Consider the following 16809-nt stretch of genomic DNA (forward strand, 5'->3'; position numbering starts at 1 on the left):
GTCACCGGCATCCGGGCGATCCCCTTCTCCGGTCAGGACGAGACGGTGCGGTTCTTGGCAGGCGCGGGCGCCTTGCCACCTGCCCAGGAGTAGACCCGGATGTGGTCCACGACCAGCTGCTGCGGGAATCGGGTGGACGCGTCCGGGCTGCCCGGCCAGACCCCACCCACGGCGAGGTTGAGCAGCATGAAGAACGGCTTGTCGAAGGCCCACGGGGCACCCGAAGGGAGGTCGTCCGGGGTCACCCGGTGATAGTGCCTGCCGTCGACGAACCAGTTGATCTCACCGGGACCCCACTCCACGGAGTAGGTGTGGAAATTGTCCGCCAGCGGCCTGCCGTCCGGGCTGGTGGTGCTGCCGCCAATGCCGTTCTCGTCGGAGTAGCCATCGCCGTGCACCGTGCCGTAGACGGTATTGGGCTCCTTGCCCACGTTCTCCATGACGTCGATCTCGCCGCAGTACGGCCAGCCGACCTCGTCGTAGTCCGCGCCCAGCATCCAGAACGCGGGCCACATGCCCTGGCCCCGCGGCACCTTGATCCGCGCCTCGAACCGGCCGTATTGCTGGGCGAAGGTGCCGTTGGTGACCAAACGAGCCGAGCTGTACTGGCATTGGCCGTACCAGCAGTCCGAACCCGCCGGGGTCTCCCGGCGGGCGGTGATCTCCAGCTGCCCCTGCCCGTTGTGCGCGGCGTTGCGGTTGCCCGGGGTGTAGTACTGCAGTTCCTCGTTGCCCCAGCCGTCGCCGCCGACCTGGTGCCGCCACCGGCCGGGGTCCGGCGCCGAGCCCGCGGGCCCGCTGAACTCGTCCTGCCAGGTCAGCTCCCAGTCCGCCGGCTTCGGGGTGGCACCGGCGGCGGATCCGGGCAGCAGCAGGGCCGCGGCGGCGAGCAGGGCGCCCAACCGCGGGAACGTCGAGTACATGATCAGTCTCCTGACTGGCGGCAGGATTAGGAAGGAAACCTTCGTATTGCGAGAAGGATGGACGCGGCAGGTGGTCAAGTCAAGACCTTGTCTGAACAGGTAATATCGATTAGTGAGGAAAACTTCCAATGCGGGGACCGAACCGGAGCCTGGCCGGCCGGCGCTGCTGCGGCGGATCAACGACCGCGCCGCCTTCGAACTGCTGCTCTCCGGCGGCCCCCGCTCGCGGACCGAGCTGGTCCGGCTGACCGGCCTGGCGGCCCCGACCACCACCCAGCTCCTTGACCGCCTCGCGACCAGAGGGCTGGTGCTGCCCGCGGGAATCCAGGAGGGCGGCCGCGGACCCAACGCCAAGCTGTTCAGCGCCAACGCCAAAGCCGCGCACATCGCCGCCGTCGACGTGACCCACCAGCACATCGAGGTGTCCGTGGCGGACCTGACCGGCCAGGTGGTGTCGACCGCGCGAACCGGCCACAGCGCGCTGAGCCGGCTGCGCGCTGTGGTGGACGCCGCGGCGGCCCAGGCCGGACTGCGCACCGGCGACCTGGCCAGGGTGGCGCTGGGCTGCCCGGGGGCGCTGAACCCGGACACCGGACGACTGGCCTTCGCCGACCACCTGACCGGCTGGCAGCAACCGGCTCTGGCCGGCAGGCTCGCCGAGGAGTTGGCGGTGCCGGTGAGCGTGCACAACGACGTCAACCTGGTCGCCCGCGCCGAGCAGGCCGTGGGTGTCGCCCGCGGCTCGGAGTCGTTCGTGTGGCTGTGGCTGGACGAGGGCCTGGGCATGGCACTGGTGCTCGATGGCCGGATCCGGTCCGGGGCCACCGGGGCGGCCGGTGAGGTGAGCTACCTGCCCGTGCCGGGCATCCCATTGAGCCGCACGGTCCGCACCGGCGGCCACGGCGGATACCAGCTCATCGCCGGGGCCGAGGGCGTGCTCGAACTCGCCCGCGAGTTCGGTCTGATCGGCGAGACCGCCTGGGAGGTCACCGCCCGCGGCAACGAGCTGTTTCTGCGCGAGCTGGCGGTGCGGATCGCCACCGGCCTGGCCGCGGTGATCTGCGTGCTGGACCCGGAACTGGTCGTGCTCGGCGGCCGGACCGCGACCGCCGGTGGCGACTGCCTACTGGCGATGCTGGCCGAGGAGCTGTCCGGCGTTGCCGTCTCTCAGCCCCGCCTGGCTTTCAGTGAGGTAGTGGGAAATCCGGTGCTCGCCGGCGCCTTGCTGGTCGCCAGGGAAGCAACACTCGACGACCTGTTCGCGCCGGAGTGACCGCGCGTGTCCCGCTGCTGCTGCTCGCCGCTCTGGACGTGGTGCCGGGCCGGATAGCGGGGTCTAGGTGAGAATGGGCTTGAGTTTCCACCTGCTGGAAGGTTCAGGCTGAGTCCCGTGAACGACCCGACCGAGCTGTTCACCATCGGACAGCTCGCCAACGCCACCGGTCTGTCGACCAGGACCATCCGGTTCTGGTCCGACAGCGGCCTGCTACCACCGACGACCAGGTCTTATGGGGGTTACCGGCTCTACGACGCGGCCGCGGTGGCCCGGCTGGAGCTGGTGCGGACCTTGCGTGAGCTGGGCCTGGACCTGGGCACGGTGTCGCGGGTGCTGGCTGAGCAGGTCACGGTGACTGATGTGGCGCGCACGCATGTGACGGCGCTGGATGCGGAGATCCGGACTTTGCGGGTGCGCCGGGCGGTGTTGCGGGCGGTCGTTCGACGTGGTGGATCGACCGAGGAGATGAGACTGATGAACGATTTGGCCAGGCTGTCCGCGGGGGAGCGGCAGCGCGTCCTGGACGAGTTCGTCGAGCGTGCCTTCGAGGGCGCGGACCCGGCGGCGCCGGGGGCCGGGTTGGCGGCGGCGATGCGGCAGTTGCCGGCGGAGTTGCCGGATGATCCCAGCGACGAGCAGGTGGATGCCTGGGTGGAGCTGGCGGAACTGGTGCGGGACCAGGACTTCCAGCATCGGGTGCGGCAGATGGTGGTGGCCGGGCAGAACGAGGTCGGCCGGGAGGTGCAGGCGCAGGGGCCCTCGGCCGAGCAGGTGATCGCGGCGGCCGGTGCGGCGGTCGAGGCCGGCATCGCGCCGGATTCGGCCGAGGCCAAGGAGATCATCGGCCGGGTGGTGTCGCCGGAGTTGTCCGCGGCGGAGCGGGTGCGGCTGGCCGATGGCTGGGCGGTGTTCACCGATCGCCGGGTGGCGCGTTACTGGGCGCTGCTGGGTGTGCTCAACGGGTGGCCGCCGCGGCCGGGGCCGGACGGGGTGCCCGCCTTCGAGTGGGCCATCGCGGCCCTGCGCGCGTCCAGCTGACGGGCGCTCCCGGTCAGTCCTGACTGGCCCGGCGGCGCCGGATGATCCGCAGCAGGCCGAAGCCCAGTGCGCACATCGCCACGATGGCCACAATCAGCAGCGTCAGCTTCAGCCACTCCGGTTCGGAAATGAAACCGGCGATGGCGACCAATGCGAATGCGGGCACGAGTAGTGCGGTGAGCACCTGCGTGGATCGGTCCTGTTCGTTGTTCTGCACCGCGTGAGCGTAGCAGGGCGAATGTAAAACCGAATTTACCCGATCGGGGCTGCCGCGCGTATCGGCAGTCCCGATCGTCGATATCGGGATTGCTTTCCGGCGTGTCGCCGGAGTTGGTGTGCGAATGCGGCTGGGTGGTTTTCCGGACTGCCGGACGCCGTTGCCTGGCGAGCCGCGCTGCATCGGGTGGCCGGATTGGGTTTGATCACCGCATGACGACGATGCGTGCGGTGGTCCTGGACGGTCCGGGCTCGGTCGAGGCGTTGCAACTCCGCGAGGTGCCCATCCCCGAGCCCAAGCCGGGCTGGGTGCGGATCCGGGTGGAGGCGTTCGGGCTCAACCAGTCCGAACAGCACCTGCGCACTGGGCTGGCGAGCAACCCGGTGTTCCCGATCATCCCCGGCATCGAGGCCACCGGCACCGTGGATCTCGCGCCCGGCGGCGAGTTCGCGGCCGGGCAGCCGGTGGTGGCGATGATGGGCGGGATGGGGCGGGCCTACGACGGTGGATACGCCGAGTACACCGTGGTGCCCGCGAGCAGCGTGACCCCGGTGCGCACCAGCCTGGACTGGGCCACGCTGGGTGCGCTGCCGGAGATGCTGCAGACCGCGCACGGGTCGCTGCACACCGGGCTGGCGATCCAGCCGGGGCAGAGTTTCCTGGTTCGCGGCGGCACCTCCTCGGTGGGCGTGGCCGCGGCGGTGCTGGCCAAGGAACACGGCCTGGAAGTGTTGTCCACCACCAGGAATCCGGCCCGCCTGGACGTGCTGCGGGAACTGGGTGTGGACCACCCGCTGGTCGACGACGGCTCGATTGCCGCACGGGTAAGGGAAATCCGGCCCGAAGGCGTGCACGCGGCGCTGGAGCTGGTGGGCGTCAACACCTTGCCGGACACCTTGCGCGCCACCGGGACACACGGCACGGTCTGCTTCACCGGCATGCTCAGCGACGAGTGGACCATCCCGGACTTCTACCCGATGGACTACCTGCCCAACGGCGTCCGGCTCACCGCGTACAGCGGCCAGAGCAGCGACCTGTCCCAGGCCGACCTGCAGCGCTACCTGGGACTCATCGAGGCCGGGAAGCTGCCGGTGCGCATCCACAAGGTGTTCGCGCTGGAGGAGATCCGCGCAGCGCACCAGCTGATGGAAGACGGTGGCGCAATCGGGAAATTGGTGGTGCGGGTCCGTGGCTGACCGCTTACGGATCCGGTCGGGCGTGTGGTTCGGGACGCCGGATTGGCTGGCGCAGGTGCGGGCGGAGACCGACCGCTGCCGGTACCCGCGCTACGAGCTGTCCATGCACGGCGACCCCGGCCGCGAGTCCTTCTTCACCGCGGTCCGCCGGCACCTGCCGCAGGACCCGGTGCTGGTCAGCTCACTGAGCTGGGACGCGCTGCTGGACTCGGTGCGCAACGGTTTCCACGAGGCCAAGGGGAATCGCTTCGTGGTGGTCTGGCCGGATCTGGGCGAGGCGCCGGCGTTCGCGGTGGAGATGCTGGACAAGGTGGTGTGGCACGTCGAGGCCGGGCGGAAGTACCTGTGCGTGTACGCCGAGCAGAACCCCGCGTTCCCCGGTGGGCGCTACCAGCCGCCCGTCCGCTGAATCCGCAGTTCAGCGATGGTTTCTCTCAGGTACCTATAGCACAAATAAGTGCCTAATTGCCGAAAGAGACCAAGGATAGGAGAGTGGTGCGCAGACAGGGACCACGCGGAGAGGGAAGATCATGGGCAACACGATGCGCGCCGTACAGCTCGACTCCTACGGCGAGCCGGAGGTGCTGCGGGTGGCCGAGGTGCCGCGGCCGGAACCGCTGCCGACCGAGATCCTGGTCCGGGTCAAGGCCGCGGGCATCAACCCGGTGGACTGGAAGACCCGGGCCGGCCAGGGCGTCGCCGGACTGCTGGGCGAGCCGCCGCTGATCCTGGGCTGGGACGTCTCCGGCGTGGTCGAGGCGCTGGGCGGGGGCGTGACCCGGTTCCAGGTCGGCGACGAGGTCTATGGCATGCCGCGTTTCCCGCACCGGGGCAACGCCTACGCCGAGTACACCACCGCCCCGTCCCGGCATTTCGCGCGCAAGCCCGCCGCCCTTGACCACGTGCACGCCGCCGCCCTGCCGCTGGCCGGTCTCACCGCCTGGCAGGCCCTGGTCGACACCGCCGATGTCCAGCCGGGCCAACGGGTTCTGGTGCACGCCGCGGCCGGCGGCGTCGGTCACCTCGCGGTGCAGATCGCCAAGGCCCGCGGCGCGCACGTGATCGGCACCGCCAGCGCGGCCAAGCACGACTTCCTGCGTGACCTGGGCGCCGACGAACTCATCGACTACACCACCACCGATTTCGGCCAGGCCGTTCGCGACGTGGACCTGGTGCTGGACCTGATCGGCGGTGAGTACGGCGAGCGCTCGGTGCAGACCCTCCGGCCGGGCGGCCTGCTGATCGTGGTGCCCTCCGCGCCCGCACCGGCGGCCGCTGTTCTCGCCGAGGCCGCCGGGGTGCGGTTCACCGGGGTGCTGGTCGAGCCGGATCACGCCGGGCTGGAGCAGCTGAACGCGTTGGTGGCACAGGGGAAGCTGCGGGTTGAGGTGGACACGGTGTTCCCGCTGGCCGAGGCGGCGCAGGCGCACAAGCTCGGCGAGACCGGGCGGACCAGGGGCAAGCTGGTGCTCACGGTGTGACCGGATCCGGCTGGCGCGGCCGGGATGGCGCGCCGACCGAGTGGTAGGGACCCGGTCGGCGCGGCTGAGCGGCCGCGCCGACCGGGCGGTAGGGACCGGTGCGCCGGTCAGATCTCCCCTTCCTCCACCTCCGCCGCACCGGCCGGGACCGCGGCGGCGGCGACCAGGTGCAGCAGTGGAGCGGCGAAGAAGCGAGCCAGGGGGATGTCCCGGCGCAGTTCCTGGCGGGCCAGTTCGATGAACCGGATGGCGCGCACGCTGTCGCCGCCCAGCGCGAAGAAGCTGTCCTGGCGGCCGATCTGCGGCACGTCCAGGACTCTGGTCCACAGTTCGGCGATGGCGGTTTCCACTGGGCCGGACGGGGTGTGCGCGGTGTCGGCGCGGGTGCCACTGCGGGCGGCGATGGCGGCCCGGTCGACCTTTCCGTTGGCACTCAACGGGAATTCCGGGAACTCGGTGACGGAGTCGGGCACCATGTGGCCGGGCAGCCGGGCCGCGGCCCAGTCCAGCAGGATGCGTTCCGCGATCTTGCCGTTGGGCACGATCGCGGCGGACAGGCGGCCACGGACCTGCACGACCACGGCTCGTTCCACGGCTTCGTGCTGGCTGAGTACCGCTTCGATCTCGCCGAGTTCGACCCGGTGGCCGCGCACCTTGATCTGCTGGTCGGTGCGGCCCAGGAACTCCAGCAGGCCGCCGGGCTGGTAGCGGCCGAGGTCGCCGGTGCGGTACCAGCGGCCGTCGGGGGTGTCGACAAACGACCGAGCGGTCAGTTCCGGTGCGCCGCGATAGCCCAGCGCGACGCCGGTGCCGCCGATCCACAGTTCGCCGGGCACCCAGTCCGGGCAGTCCCGGCCGAAGGCGTCCACCACCCGGTAGCGCTGGTTGCGCAGTGGATAGCCGTAGGGCACCGAGCGCCAGGCCGAGTCGACCTCGCGAACCTCCAGGGCGTTGGACCAGATCGAGGCTTCGGTGGCACCGCCGAGCGCGACCAGCAGGGCCGCCGGCGCGGTGGCGGCGAGGCGGCCGGGCAGGTCCAGGCCGACCCAGTCGCCGGAGACCAGGGCCAGCCGCAGGGTTTCCGGGGGCGGGCCGTTCTCGGCGACGACCAGGAGCATGTCCAGCAGGGTGGGCACCGTGTTCCACACCGTGACACCGTGTTCGCGGACCAGTTCGGCCCAGCGCCGGGCATCCCGCCGTTCCTCCTCGCCGACCAGCACCAGTGCGCCGCCCGCGGCGAGCAGGCCGAAGATGTCGTAGACGGAGAGGTCGAAGTCGAGGGCGGACACCGCGAGCACCCGGTCCGCGGCAGTGATACCGAAGCGGGTGTTGATGTCCTCGACGGTGTTCACCGCGGCCCGGTGGGTGATCTCCACGCCCTTGGGCTCGCCGGTGGAGCCGGAGGTGAAGATGACGTAGGCGAGGGTGTCACTGTCCACAGTGGACAATTCGGCGGCTGGGGTGTGGGCGTCGGAGATGGTGAGTACGGTGCCGGGCAGGCCGCGGGCGAGGTCGTCGGTGAGGGTCAGGCGGGCGCCGGAGGTGGCGATGATCCTGTTCCGGCGGACGGCGGGCTGGTCGACGCCGACCGGGACGTAGGCCCCGCCTGCGGCGTGCACGCCGAGCACGGCGACGATCTGGTCCACGCCCTTGGGCAGGTGCAGGACAACGGGTTCGCCGGGGGCGAGGTGGTGCTCGGTGAGCAGTCCGGCCACCCGCAGGGCGCGGTCGGCGAGTTCGCCGTAGGTCACCCGATCCGGGCCCGCGTACAGTGCGATCGCGTCCGGGTGGCGGGCGGCCTGGGTGAAGAAACCGTTGTGCAGCAGGGTTTCCTGCTGGGGTTCGGCAGTGGCGTTGACCTCGGCCCTGGTTTCCCGTTGTGCGGCGGGCAAAGCGCTGGGGACGGCGCTGGTCCAGTCCTCGGCGCAGAGCCAGTCGACCAGGCGCAGGTAGGCGGCGAACATGGCGTCCAGGAGGCCGGCCGGGAACAGGTCCTCGACGGCGTCCCAGTTCAGTTCGACCGCGACGCCGTCCGGGCCGTGCCGTTCCACCACCTGGTGATCCAGCCACACCTGCGGCGTTTGCGAGACACCCCAGACCGGGTTGGCCAGCAGTCCGGCGCCGGCGGGGGCCGCGGTGGGCAGGCCGAGCGCGCTGGTGAACACCACCGGCATGGTGACCTCGGCCTCGCCGGTGCGCCTGCTGCGTTCGCGCAGCACCTGGATGGCGGAGACCTCGCGATGGTCCAGGGCGCGCCACAGATCGGCCTGGACCGCGCGCACCCGGTCCAGCCACACCTCGCCAGGCTGAGGCTGGTAGCCGACCAGCAGCAGCGAGGTGAAGTCGCCGAGCACCCTGGCCACCTGCGGGTGCACCTCGCGGCGGTCGAACAGGGTCAGGTTCAGGGTGAGGTCGGGGCGGGCGCTGAACGCGCTGAGCACCTCGGCGAAGGCGGTGAGCAGCACCGAGGACGGGGTGCTGCCGTGCTCGCGGGCCAGGTGCAGCACCCGTTGCCAGCGCACGGGATCGAGCACGGTGGCGCGCCGGGTGAACCGGGGCCGGGTGATCTCGGCCGGGTCGATCGCCAGGGGGAGTGCGGGGCCGGGTGGCAGGGTGTCCAGGCGGGTGGACCAGTAGGCGGACGAGGCCGGAGCGGGTTCGGCGGGCAGGCTCCTGACGTAGTCGCGGAAGGACAGCTCGACCGGGGGCAGAGTGGTGCCGGGGTGGTCGTGCAGGGCGGCGAGTTCGGTGTAGACGATGAGCACGCTCAGCGCGTCCGCGATGAGGTTGTCGATGCCGATGGCCAGCCGGGTGCTGGTTCCGTTGGGGGCCACGGCAATACGGAACAGCGGCCATTCCGTCGGGTCGAACACGTGGTGTGACAAGGCTTCTCGGAGCTGCTCCGGGTTCTCGGCTACTTCGACGGTGAAGTGCGGGACCTCGGGCAGCACCCGCTGATCGCCGCGTTCGTCGAAGACCGCGCGCAGCATGCCGTGCCGGGCGATGAGCTGGTTGACCGCGGCTTCCAGGCGGGTCAGGTCCAGGTCGGCCACGTCGTACTCGCGGTAGAAGTGGCAGCCGACGCCGCCGAGGGTGAACTCCCTGGAACGGCCTAGCCAGTAGGCGCGTTGCACGTCGGTAGGTGCGAACGGGTCGTGCTGGTGGTCGGGGTCGGCGATGAGTTCCTGTTGGGTGGGGCCGTTTGTGACGGTGGTGAGGGTGGTGGCGAAGGCGGCGAGCACCGGGTTGGCGAACAGGTCGGACAGTGCCGCGCCCGCCAGTCCGGCCGCACGCAGCTTGCCGATCAGGCGGGTGGCCAGCAGGGAGTCGCCGCCGAGGGTGAAGAAGTCGTGCTCGCGGCCCACGGCGGGTACGCCCAGGAGTTCCTGCCAGATATTGGCGAGCAGCATCTCGGTTTTGGTGCTGGGCAAGGTGATCACCTGTGCGGACCCGGCGTCGCGTTCCTCCAGCAGGGCGCGCAGGGCGGGGCGGTTGACCTTGCCGTTGGGGGTGAGTGGGAAGGCGGGCAGGGTGAGCAGCACACCGGGCACCATGGCGGCGGGGAGCCGTTCGGTGATGAAGGCGAGCAACTCGGTCTCATCGACCGCGCCGGTGACCGCGGCGGCCAGTACCCGGCGGTCCAGCACGGTGGCCACCGCGGCGCTGACCGACGGGTGTTCGGTGAGCGCGGCTTCGACCTCGCCGAGTTCGACCCGGTGGCCGCGCAGCTTCACCTGGTGGTCGGCGCGGCCGAGGAACTCCAGCACGCCGCCGTCGCGGTAGCGGGCCAGGTCGCCGGTGCGGTACCAGCGCAGGCCGTTGTGTTCGACGAAGCGGTCCGCGCTGCGTACCGGGTCGTTACGGTAGCCCAATGCGACTCCGGCGCCGCCGATCCACAGTTCGCCGGGCACCCAGTCCGGGCAGTCCCGGCCCAGCGCGTCGACCACTCGACAGCGGACGTTGTCCAGTGGCGTGCCGTAGGGCACCGAGGTCCACTGTGGATCGACCGCGGTGACCTCGCAGACCGTGGAGTGGATGGCGGTTTCGGTGGTGCCGCCCAGTCCGGCGAAGTGCGCGCCGGGGGCGAGGGTGGTCAGGCGGGCGGGCAGGTCCACGGTGACCCTGTCCCCGCCGAGCAGCACAGTGCGCAGCGGGAGTGGGGTGTCAGCCGCGGTGAGCACCATGTCCAGCAGTGCAGGCACGCAGTTGAGCACGGTTGCGTTGTGCCGCAACAGTTCCCGTACCCAGGCTGAGGCATCCCGGTGGCCGTGCTCGCGTACGCACACCACCGCGCCGCCGACCGAGAGCGGGCCGAAGATGTCGTAGACGGACAGGTCGAACTCCAGTGCGGACAACGCCAGTGTGCGGTCAGTCGCGCCGATCTCGAAGCGGGCGTTGAGATCGGCGACGGTGTTGACCGCGGCGGCGTGGGTGATCTCCACCCCCTTGGGCTCGCCGGTGGAGCCGGAGGTGAAGATCACGTAGGCCAGTCCGTCGGCGAACACCGGTTCCGACAAGGGTTCCGCGTCGACCTCGATACTGTCGATCAAGTGGGTCACGCCGGCGGCACGCAGGATTCGCTCCCGACGCACGGGAGGCGCATCCACGGCCAGCGGCAGGTAGGCGGCCCCGGCGGCGAGCACGCCGAGCACGGCCACCACCTGTTCCGGGCCCTTGGGCAGGGACACCGCGACCAGGCCGTCCGCACCCTGGGCCCGCAGGTGGCCCGCGACCCGGAGTGCGGCGGCGGCGAGTTCGCCGTAGGTCAGCACTTCCTGGTCGCACAGCAACGCGGGCGCGTCCGGCGTTTCCTTGGCCTGGGTGAAGAACTGCTCGTGCAGGGCCTGCGGCCGGCGGGACACGTCGGTGGCGTTGACCCGGTCGCGGACTTCGGTTTGCGCGGCGGGCAGCAGTGGGCGGACCTCGGTGGTCCAGGTGTCGGCGGTGGTGAGCAGGCGGTCCAGCAGGCCGCAGTAGGCGGTGAACATCGCTTCGGGCACGCCGGGGGTGAAGGCGTCCTCGCGGATGTCCCAGTTGACCAGCAGGCCGTCGTTGAGTTCGGTGACCTGGGCGTCCAGCCACACCTGCGGGCCCTGGGAGATGATCCAGGCTGAGTCGCCGAAGGTGTCCCGGACCTGGTGTGAGAACAGTTCGCCCAGGCCGAGCGCGCTGGTGTAGACCACGGGGGCCAGGACCTGTTCGCCGTGCAGGCGGGACAGATCACGCAGCACGTCCACCCCGGAGTGCGCGGTGTGCGCGACATCGGCGTGGAAACGTTGCTGCAGCCGGGCGGCGCGCTCGGCGAAGCTGCCGGGTTGGCTGCCGTCCCATTCCAGCAGCACCGAGGAGGTGAAGTCGCCGACCAGGGCGTCCACGTCGGGGTGCAGGGGTTCGCGGTCGAACAGCGGCAGGTTCAGCAGGAATCGCGGTTCGGCGCTCCACGCGGTCAGCGTTTCGGCGAACACGGCGGCCAGGGCCATCGCCGGGGTCAGGCCGTGTCGCTGGGCGTTGTGCGCCAACGCACGCACCTCGTCCGGGGCCAGCCAGCGGTGCCTGCGCTGCACCACGGGTGTGCCGCCGCCGGTGGTGGGCAGTCGCGGTGCGCCGGGCAGTTCGGGCAGGCGGTCCCGCCAGTACGCGAGGTCGGCGGCGGTGGGTTCGGCGGATCGGTCGGCGAGGTAGCGCGGGAAGCTGTAGGCCAAGGGCGGCAACGGTTGTCCGGCATAGGCGGTGGCCAGATCGGCCAGCAGTACCCGCAGGCTGAGCGCGTCCGCGGCCACCATGTCCAGGTTGACGTGCACCCGGGTGCGGCCATCCGGCAGCAGGGACAGCTGCACGTCGAAGACCTCGCCAGCGCCGATGTCCATGGCACGATGGGACAACCGCTCGCGCAACACGGTCAGGTCGGGGTCGCGGTGCACGGTCAGGCCGGGCCAGCGGGACGGGCTGAGGTGCTGGGTGCCGTCGTCGCCGATGCGCACCCGCAGCATGCCGTGCCGCTCGATCACCTGGCGCACAGCCGGTTCCAGGCGTTCCGGGTCGACACCGTCGCCGTCGAACTCGTGGTAGAAGTGCGCGGCCACATCCCCGAGCCGCTGGCCGGGCTGGCGGCCCACCCAGTAGGCGTGCTGCATCAGGGCGAGGGGGAACGGCGCGCTCTCGTCGATCTCGGCGAGTACTGGCGCGGCACCGGGTGCGGGGGCCTCGGCCGCTGCCAGGAGAACCTGCCAGGCGGCCACCCGCGGATCGGCGATCAGGTCACCGAAGGCGATGCGCAGTCCGGCTTTCCGCCACGAGCCGGCCAGGCGCATCATGGTGATGGAGTCCAGGCCGAGTTCGATGAGGTTGTCCTCGGGGCCGATCTGCTGCTCGGGCAGGTCGAGGGTGCTCGCCAGCAGCTTGGTCAGCGCGGCGGGGTCGGTCGGGTGCAGCACGGGGTTTCCTCTCTCGTTCACCAGGCCACCGGCAGCACCCGCGGACCGCGCAGGAACGCGGCGGGCTTCCAGCTGACCTCGCCGGCCAGGTGCAGTCCGGGCAGGTTCAATGTCAGGGCGCGCAGGGTTTCCTGGAGTTGCACGCGGGCCAGGGCGGCGCCAACGCAGTGGTGGCTGCCATGCCCGAAGGCCAGGTGCTGCCGGGGCGGGCGGTTCAGGTCGAGATGTTCGGGATCGGGGTAGCGCGCGGGATCGTGGTTGGCGGCGCTGAGGGCCACCAGCACGGCCTCGCCCCGGCAGATGTGCTGGCCGCCGATGTCCAGGTCGGTGCGGGCGTAGCGGGGCATGGCCGCGGCCGAGGGCATGGCGACCAGGCGCAGCAGTTCCTCCACCGCCTCGGCGATCGTCTCCGGTTCGGCGCACAGCCGGGCGTAGGCGCCGGGAGTGCTGAGCAGGGTGTGCGCGAAGTTGGCCAGCTCGGTGGCGGTGGTCTCGTAACCGCCGAGCAGCAACGCAATGCACAGCTGCACCAGTTCCACTTCGGACAGTCGTTCGCCATCGGCGCCCGCCTCGGCCAGTGCGCTGATCAGGTCGCCTGCCGGAGCGGTGCGCCGCTCGGTGAGCAGCTCGCCCATGTAGGCCATCAGCTGCCCGGTGGCCTGCCCGAACTGTGCGGGGGTGCTGCCGCTGGTGGAGAGCACCACCTCGCTCCAGGCCCGGAACCGGTCCCGGTCGGCCACTGGCACGCCGAGCAGTTCGCAGATCACCTGGATCGGCACCGGCAGCGCGACATGCTCGACCAGATCGGCTGGACCGCCGTGTGCCCGCAACGCCTGTGCCGCCTGCTCGGCCTGCTCGCGCACGAACGGCCGCAGGGCCTCGGCGCGCCTGCCGGTGAACGCCTGGGCGACCAGCTTGCGCAGCCGGGTGTGCTCGGGCGGATCCATGGCCACGATGCCGATCGGACTCACCGGCGTGGTGCGCGGCGCGTCCCGCCGGCTGGCCTCGGCGCGGCTGAACCGGGGATCGGCCAGCACCGCGCGGGCCTCCTCGTGCCGGGTGACCAGCCAGGCCGGTTCGCCGTAGGGCAGGCGCACCCTGGTCAGGCCGGGGCACTGCCGGATCTCGGCATATTCCGCCGACAGGGCAAGGCTTTCCGGGTTGTTGAACGGGTACGGTCGCTCGGCCATCAGCGCAGCCTCAGCGTCAGGGTTTCCAGGCCGTGCATGGCGGTGCTGTGCCGCCAGCGCAGTGAGTCCACAGTGGACACCAGCTCGATTTCGGTGAAGCGGCCCAGCAGTCTGTCAAAGGCGATCTCGCCTTCGAGCCGGGCCAGTGGCGCGCCAACGCAGTAGTGCATGCCGTGTCCGAAGGCCAGGTGCCCGCCTGCCGCCCGGGTGATGTCCAGTCGGTCCGGTTCGGCGAAGCGGTCGCTGCGGTTGGCCGCCAGCCAGGACACCATCACGAAGTGCCCCTCGGGGATGCGTACCCCGCCGAGTTCGACGTCCTCGGTGGTGTAGCGCGGTGAGGACAGGTTGTTCGGGGTCTCATAGCGCAGGAACTCCTCGACCGCGTTGCGCAGCAGCGAGCGGTCCGCGCGCAGCAGCGCGAGCTGGTCGGGGTGCCGCAGCAGGGCGAGCAGGCCGCTGGAGAGGAGGTTGACGGTGGTCTCGAAGCCGCCGGTGAGCAGCACGACGGCGGTGGCGATCAGCTCGCGGCGGGAGAGCCGATCACCGTCCGCGCTGACGTGCACCAGCTCCGACAGCAGATCCGCGGTCGGCTCGATCCGCTTGGCCTCCACCAGGTCGCCGAGGTAGGCGGCCATCCGCATGGAGGCCGCGCCGATCTCCTCCGGGGTGGTGGCCGCGACCATGGTGCGCGACCAGTCCACGAAGTCGTCCCGGTCGGCGAAGGGCACGCCGAGCAGTTCGCAGATGACCTGGATCGGCAGCGGGTAGGCGAAATCGGCCAGGAACTCCACGGACTCCTTGCCCGCCATGGCGTCCAGCAGCTCGTCGGTGATCTGCTCGATGCGCTCGCGCATCGGCTCTACCGAGCGGGTGGTGAACGCCTTGGCCACCAGCTTGCGCAGCCGGGTGTGATCGGGCGGATCGAGGTTGAGCAGGTTCATCACCAGGTCGTCGGAGAAGGAGCTCTCCGCGTCCGGGCCGATTCGCAGCCGTTCCAGGCGGTCGTACACGCGGTGGCTGCTGAACCGGGCGTCGGTCATCACCGCGCGCGCCTCGGCGTACCCGGTGACCAGCCACACCGGGAATCCACCTGGTAGCACGGCGAAGCGCACCGGGGTGGTCTCGCGCATGCCGGCCGCGACGGTGTGCGAGTCCTGGATGAACTCCTCGCCGAGCAGCAGGGCATCCCTCATGTCGAGCATCGAGTTCTCCTCAGACCAGGTCTAGTTCGGGCCGGTAGAGATCGGCCCAGTGGTGGAAGTCGAGGGCGCGTTCCACGCCGGTGCGCACGCCGCCGGTGACCGCCTCGGCCGGTCCGGTGGCGACCTGGTGCAGCCAGGCCCGGTCGAACACCGCGAACACCGGGCTGCCCGCCTCGGCGAGCACTTCGCGGGCCTGTTCCTGTAGGGCCAGCGCGTAGCCGGTGTCCTGTGTGGACGGATACGGGCTCTTCACCCGCTCGACGACCGACTGCGGCAGCAGGTGCGCGACGGCCTGGCGCAGCAGGCCCTTCTCCCGGCCGTCCACGTTCTTCAGCGACCAGGGCGTGTTGTAGACGTACTCGACCAGGCGGTGGTCGGCGAAGGGCACCCGCACCTCCAGGCCCACCGCCATGGACATCCGGTCCTTGCGGTCCAGCATGGCCCGGACCAGGCGGGTGATGTGCAGGTGGCTGCTGGTGCGCATCCGGCGGGCGAACGCGTCCGCGCCGTCGAGGTGCTCGACCTTGGCCACCGCGGTGGCGTACTCGTCGGCCACGTAACCGCCGATGTCCAGTGCGGCCCGCAGTTCCGGGCGCAGCGGGGTGCTGCGGTCGGCGGTGTAGGTGTTCTGGAAGGCCAGCCAGGGGAAGGTGTCGGCGTCCCGGGCGGCCGGGTGGTGGAACCAGGCGTAGCCGCCGAACAGCTCGTCAGCGAACTCACCGGAGAGCGCGACGGTGGATTCCTGCCGGATCGCCTGGAACAGCAACAGCATCGAGCTGTCGATGTCGCCGAGGCCGATCGGCATGTCCCTGGCCGCGACCACCGCCCGGCGCAGGGCAGGGTCCATCAGCGCGCGGGAGTCGAGCATCACGTTCTGGTGTTCGGTGCCCACGTGCGCGGAAACCTCGCGCACAAAAGGGGAATCCGGGGTCTCGCGCAGTTCGTCGGGGCGGAAGTTCTCCTCGTACCCGGCGAAGTCCACCGCGAAGGACCGCAGTTTCTCGCCTGACGCGCTGAGTTCGTTGGCGGCCAGGGCGGTGACCGCGCTGGAGTCCAGGCCACCGGAGAGCAGCACGCAGCGCGGCACGTCGGCGACCACCTGGCGGGCCACCACATCGGTGAGCAGCTCGCTGACCCTGGCGATGCTGGCCTGGGTATCGTCGGTGTGCTCGGTGGTTTCCAGCCGCCAGTACACGCGTTCGCGCACCCCGGAGGCGTCCACGGTGACCACGGTGCCCGGTTCGACCTCGTGCAGATCGCGCCACAGCGCCCAGCCTGGGGCCTTGGTGAAACCGACCAGCTCACGCAGGCATCCGGTGTCCACCCGCCTGCGGAAGCGCGGATTGGCCAGTACCGCCTTGGGTTCGGAGCCGAACAGCACGCCGTCGGGAGTGCGGTGCAGGTACAGCGGTTTGACGCCCATCCGGTCCCGCACCAGCACCAGCTTCTGCTCGCGGCCGTCCCAGATCGCGAAGGCGTACATGCCGTTGAGGCGTTCGGCCAGCTGCTCGCCCCACTCCAGGTAGCCGCGCAGCACCACCTCGGTGTCGCTGCCGGTGCGGAAGTGGTGGCCGAGGCCGGTGAGCTGGGTGCGCAGTTCGGTGAAGTTGTAGACCTCGCCGGAGTAGACCAGCACGACCGGTCCGGCCGGGGTGTCCGCGCGCATGGGCTGGCGGCCGCCGGGCAGGTCGATCACGGCCAGCCGCCGGTGTCCCAGTGCCACCTGCCGGTCCAGCCACACGCCGCTCTCGTCCGGGCCGCGGTCGGCCATGGTGGCGGTCATCGCCTCGACGACTGGCCGCTGGGTGGTCAGGTCGGCCTCGAAGGCGACCCAGCCGGTGATGCCGCACAT

General features: G+C 70.7%; 11 protein-coding genes. 5 read left to right on the plus strand and 6 right to left on the minus strand.

Going from position 1 to position 16809, the window contains the following annotated elements; all coding sequences use genetic code 11:
• Positions 1-32: 32 nt before the first annotated feature.
• Positions 33-923, minus strand: coding sequence for a family 16 glycosylhydrolase (locus MZC64_RS43015; RefSeq protein ID WP_247765365.1), 891 nt, complete (start codon positions 921-923; stop codon positions 33-35).
• Positions 924-1035: 112 nt separating this feature from the next.
• Here MZC64_RS43015 and MZC64_RS43020 point away from each other — a divergent pair, with 112 nt between their 5' ends.
• Together MZC64_RS43020 and MZC64_RS43025 are read left to right on the plus strand one after the other, a co-directional pair.
• Positions 1036-2196: an ROK family protein gene (locus MZC64_RS43020; RefSeq protein ID WP_247765364.1), complete on the plus strand. Its 1161-nt coding sequence runs from the start codon at positions 1036-1038 to the stop codon at positions 2194-2196.
• Between the two features lie 117 nt (positions 2197-2313).
• Entirely contained in the window at positions 2314-3237 is a 924-nt protein-coding gene (locus MZC64_RS43025) for a MerR family transcriptional regulator (protein ID WP_247765363.1), read from the plus strand.
• A 13-nt stretch (positions 3238-3250) separates the two neighbouring features.
• Here MZC64_RS43025 and MZC64_RS43030 read toward each other — a convergent pair whose 3' ends face one another.
• Positions 3251-3454: a hypothetical protein gene (locus MZC64_RS43030; protein ID WP_247765362.1), complete on the minus strand. Its 204-nt coding sequence runs from the start codon at positions 3452-3454 to the stop codon at positions 3251-3253.
• Between the two features lie 212 nt (positions 3455-3666).
• Between MZC64_RS43030 and MZC64_RS43035 the strand changes: the two genes are divergently transcribed.
• From MZC64_RS43035 to MZC64_RS43045, 3 genes are all read left to right on the plus strand, one after another.
• Positions 3667-4650 carry a zinc-binding alcohol dehydrogenase family protein gene (locus MZC64_RS43035; RefSeq protein WP_308301134.1) on the plus strand — a complete coding sequence of 328 codons (984 nt, stop codon included), beginning with the start codon at positions 3667-3669 and terminating at the stop codon, positions 4648-4650.
• Complete coding sequence (locus MZC64_RS43040) at positions 4643-5059, plus strand: hypothetical protein (protein ID WP_247765361.1); 417 nt, start codon at positions 4643-4645, stop codon at positions 5057-5059. The genes MZC64_RS43035 and MZC64_RS43040 overlap by 8 nt, the downstream gene beginning before the upstream one ends.
• A 133-nt stretch (positions 5060-5192) precedes the next feature.
• A complete protein-coding gene (locus MZC64_RS43045; RefSeq protein WP_247765398.1) occupies positions 5193-6131 on the plus strand; it encodes an NADP-dependent oxidoreductase in 939 nt (312 codons plus the stop codon).
• Positions 6132-6238: 107 nt separating this feature from the next.
• Here MZC64_RS43045 and MZC64_RS43050 read toward each other — a convergent pair whose 3' ends face one another.
• Genes MZC64_RS43050 through asnB form a run of 4 tightly spaced genes read right to left on the minus strand, consistent with a single transcriptional unit; the run spans position 6239 to position 16809 of the window.
• Positions 6239-12565, minus strand: coding sequence for a non-ribosomal peptide synthetase (locus MZC64_RS43050; RefSeq protein ID WP_247765360.1), 6327 nt, complete (start codon positions 12563-12565; stop codon positions 6239-6241).
• 17 nt (positions 12566-12582) lie between these two features.
• Entirely contained in the window at positions 12583-13755 is a 1173-nt protein-coding gene (locus tag MZC64_RS43055; RefSeq protein WP_247765359.1) for a cytochrome P450, read from the minus strand.
• Positions 13755-14957 carry a cytochrome P450 gene (locus MZC64_RS43060; protein ID WP_247765358.1) on the minus strand — a complete coding sequence of 401 codons (1203 nt, stop codon included), beginning with the start codon at positions 14955-14957 and terminating at the stop codon, positions 13755-13757. Before MZC64_RS43060 ends, MZC64_RS43055 begins: the two co-directional genes overlap by 1 nt.
• Positions 14958-14967: 10 nt before the next feature.
• A complete protein-coding gene (gene asnB / locus MZC64_RS43065; RefSeq protein ID WP_247765357.1) occupies positions 14968-16809 on the minus strand; it encodes an asparagine synthase (glutamine-hydrolyzing) in 1842 nt (613 codons plus the stop codon).

The sequence above is a fragment of the Crossiella sp. S99.2 genome, from assembly GCF_023094165.1.
Classification (GTDB): Bacteria; Actinomycetota; Actinomycetes; order Mycobacteriales; family Pseudonocardiaceae; genus Crossiella.